Annotated in this window: 4 protein-coding genes; all 4 read right to left on the bottom strand. The window is 62.1% G+C overall.

Annotation, left to right across the window (positions count from 1 at the left end; translation table 11 throughout):
• Positions 1 to 37: 37 nt before the first annotated feature.
• Complete coding sequence (locus QME84_12685) at positions 38 to 1,054, bottom strand: DUF3343 domain-containing protein (GenBank protein ID MDI6875119.1); 1,017 nt, start codon at positions 1,052 to 1,054, stop codon at positions 38 to 40.
• A gap of 3 nt (positions 1,055 to 1,057) precedes the next feature.
• Positions 1,058 to 1,438, bottom strand: a complete 381-nt coding sequence (locus QME84_12680) for a hypothetical protein (protein ID MDI6875118.1) — start codon at positions 1,436 to 1,438, stop codon at positions 1,058 to 1,060.
• A 203-nt stretch (positions 1,439 to 1,641) separates the two neighbouring features.
• Positions 1,642 to 2,835, bottom strand: a complete 1,194-nt coding sequence (gene arsB, locus QME84_12675; protein ID MDI6875117.1) for an ACR3 family arsenite efflux transporter — start codon at positions 2,833 to 2,835, stop codon at positions 1,642 to 1,644.
• Between the two features lie 75 nt (positions 2,836 to 2,910).
• The coding region (locus QME84_12670) for a metalloregulator ArsR/SmtB family transcription factor (GenBank protein ID MDI6875116.1) at positions 2,911 to 3,341 on the bottom strand (431 nt) is incomplete at its 5' end.

Raw genomic sequence — 3,341 nt, 5'->3', positions numbered from 1 at the left:
CTGGGGTTTTGCGCACGAATTGGGTCAAAGTCGAGGGTCAACTGTAGAAGATGAGGATAAGGAAATTCCCGCCGCAGAGGCGTCCTCGCCTCCACAGCACTTCGGGGAGGGGGAGGAAAGCCTCCCCCAGCACCAGGCGGAGCACGGCCAAGACCCTGCGGAGCTCACTCTCTTCCTCCTCTCCGAGGTCCGTGCGCCGAGTGAGAAGAGGGAGAAGGTTCCCGCTCCCCACCGGTCCCGGACGGTTGTCGCGCAGGAAAAGTATCTCGTCGGCCAGTTCCACCGGGCCCATTCGGAAAAGGCCCTCGCGCTCCAGCAAAACCTGGCGCACCCCGTAACCCCTCACCAGCGCCCCGGAGCGACGGGGCAGGCGGTGGGCGTGGACCACGGTGACCGGTCCTTCTCCAAGCGCCTCGTGGAACTCCTCCGCGCTCCAGGGAAGTTCCTCCCTCTTCCCCAGGGAGAGGACGAGGTACACCAGGCCCAGGGAGGCCATCTCCGCGGCGAGCTCCCGCAGCCGCTCCACCTCCTGGCTGCCGACCCACCCTTCCCACTCAACCGGACCCCTGGCTTCCCGCCCTTGACCGGAAAGGTCCAGGACCACGGCGGGGACCATCTCCCGGCCCCCGAGGGCGGCGGTCAGGGCTTCCGCGGTGCGGCAGAGGCGCTCCTCCTCGCCCTCCAGCGCTAGGAGGGATAGGATGTCACCACGTTCCAAGGTCTCACCCGCGGCCAACCTCTCCATCACCCTGCCCAGTCCCGGCACCGCTGCCAGTTCAGCGTACGACTCCGCGGGGAAGTGGCCAGTGGCGGGGTAAGCCGTCTCCGCCGGGTAGAGCACCGCCTTGAGCAGCACTCCCCGTCCCTCCAGGAGGCTCGCCGCCTCGTCTACCTTCTCGGCGGGGATAGCGATGGCCGTGGTGCACAGTTCCCCGGCCTGTGGAGGGGCGGGCACCAGCCGAAGGCGGAACCCGACCTCCTTGAGCAGCGCTTCGGCGCGAAGCATGTGGTGGGTGGAGGGAAAGACGAGAACCGTTTCGCCCTTCGCGGCCACGGCCTACTCTTCCCGCCTCACCTCACCCGTCCGGAGGGTGTATTCCACTTCCTCCAGGTCGGGAACCCTTCCGTAGGCCACCAGTTTGCCGTCCACGGCTACGGCCGGGAGCACGAAACGGAGGGAAAAGGCCACCCGGGAAGCGAAGTCCTCCTCCCCGGCCTCTCGAAGATAGCCGGCCAGCTTCCCCAAGCCCTCGGTATAAGCATGGTCGTCGTCCATGGAGTAGCGGACCATTTCCACCGAGGGGAACCGCTCTTCCACCTCGGACATCAGCACCTCCAGCCGGGAGAGCTTCTCCGCGTCCCGTAGAGAGACCGGACCGGAACAGCTGCATGCCGGGGCAGGGATGAAGAACTCTATCCTTCGGTTTACTCCCTTCACGCCGACTGCCCCCCTTTTGTCCCTCCTTCCCTCCTTGGTGCGGTTCGGACCCCGATGGTGATTGCTGCTCCGTTATCCTATCGTTTCCACCGCCCGGCACGGCGAAAAGGCCGGCTCCTTCGGCCGCCGGCGGCTGAACCCGCCTCCCCGGGCTCCATGCGCCCGCACATCAATGAGAAAGGTTGCAGCCCGGGAGTACGGGTTCATGTCTCATTCCCGGCATCGGAGCCTCCGTCGGCGACCACCGCCGCCGGTACCTCCTCCGCCCGGAACCAATGCTGGGTCCGGAGGCATATCTTCACCAGGAAGAGCATCACCGGCACCTCGATGAGCACTCCCACCACGGTGGCCAGGGCGGCGCCGGAGGCGATGCCGTAGAGGACAGTGGCGGTGGCGATGGCCACCTCGAAGTGGTTGGAGGCCCCGATCATGGCCGAGGGAGCCGCGTCCCGGTAGTTCAGCTTGATCAGCTTCGCCAGTCCGTACCCGATCCAGAAGATGAGGTTGGTCTGGATGAACAGGGGTATGGCGATGTAGACGATGGACATGGGCTGGTCGATGATCAGTTGTCCCTTGAGGCTGAAGAGGATGATCAGGGTGACCAGCAGGGCGATGATGGTGATGGGGGTCAGGTAATGGATGAACCTCTCCTGGAACCACTCCATGCCCTTGCGCTTCAATATCCATTTCCTGGAATAATAGCCCGCCACCAGGGGCAGGGCCACGTAAATGGCCACCGAAAGCACGATGGTCAGCCAGGGGACGGGCATGCTGTTTACGCCCAGCAGCCATCCGCCCAGGGGTGCGTAGAGCACCAGCATGGTCAGGGAGTTGATGGCCACCATGACCAGGGTGTGACCGTCGTTCCCCTTGGCCAGGTAGGACCATACCAGCACCATGGCCGTGCAGGGGGCAATGCCCAAGAGGATGCACCCCGAGATGTAGGAGCGGAAGAGCTCCGGGCGCAGGACTCCGTCCGCCATGATGCCTCCGGTGCTGGGAACGTAGTGGGTGCCCAGGTCCGCCCCGGGAATCCACCTCTTGAACACGAAGCCCAGGAAGAAGGTGGCAATGGCCACCATGGTGAAGGGTTTGATGCACCAGTTCACGAAGAGGGTGAGGAGGACTGGCTTGGGGGTCTTTCCCGCCTTGATTACCTCGGCGAAATCGATCTTCACCATGATGGGATACATCATGAAGAAGAGGCAGATGGCGATGGGGATGGACACCTGGGCCACGGATATCCTGTCCAGGGCCTCACCCATGCCGGGAAAGGCCTTGCCCAGCAAGATGCCGATGCCGATGCACACCAGCACCCAGAGGGTGAGATATTTCTCGAAGAAACCCAGCCTGCGCGCTACCCTCGGTTGATCCTGCAGCTCCTGCGCATCCTTCATTTCCCTTCCTTTCGTGCCTGCATCGCCCTCACTAGTTCCCAACCACGCGACATGAAAGATACTCTTAGAAGCCGATTAAAGGACTTTCTCGCACTCAGCCCTCTCCGGGTAACCGGCAGGTATTCTCTGCACTCCCAGTATCTCCGTAAATAACTTGTTTAATTTCTCGATCGCATCCTTAACCAATGAGTAATAGCACCATGTCCCCTCCCTCCGCACTTCCACCAAACCGGCCTCGCGCAATACCGCAAGGTGATGGGAAGCCAGGGGTTGGGAGATCTCCAGCTGCTCCTCTATGTCGCAGACGCATTTCTCGCCCTTGAACAAGAGGCACAAAATCCGCAACCGATTTACGTCGGCGATGACCTTCAGCATCTCGTAGAGTCTGAATATCTCGTCCTTGCTTATGCATTCGGCGAGGTTTTTCCTGGCGGACATCTTCCACCTCATCAGGTAGCGTATACGAAATTGTGTCACCAAATCCATAGACATTATGGAGAGCAATC

Source organism: Actinomycetota bacterium (assembly GCA_030019255.1).
Lineage (GTDB): Bacteria > Actinomycetota > Geothermincolia > Geothermincolales > RBG-13-55-18 > Solincola_A.
The sequence above is the reverse complement of the archived record's forward strand: the minus strand, read 5'-3'. Positions and strand labels throughout refer to the sequence as shown.

Coding starts and splice junctions, on each gene's coding strand:
- arsB (MDI6875117.1), bottom strand. CDS start 2,835: ATGAAGGATGCGCAGGAGCTGCAGGATCAACCGAGGGTAGCGCGCAGG.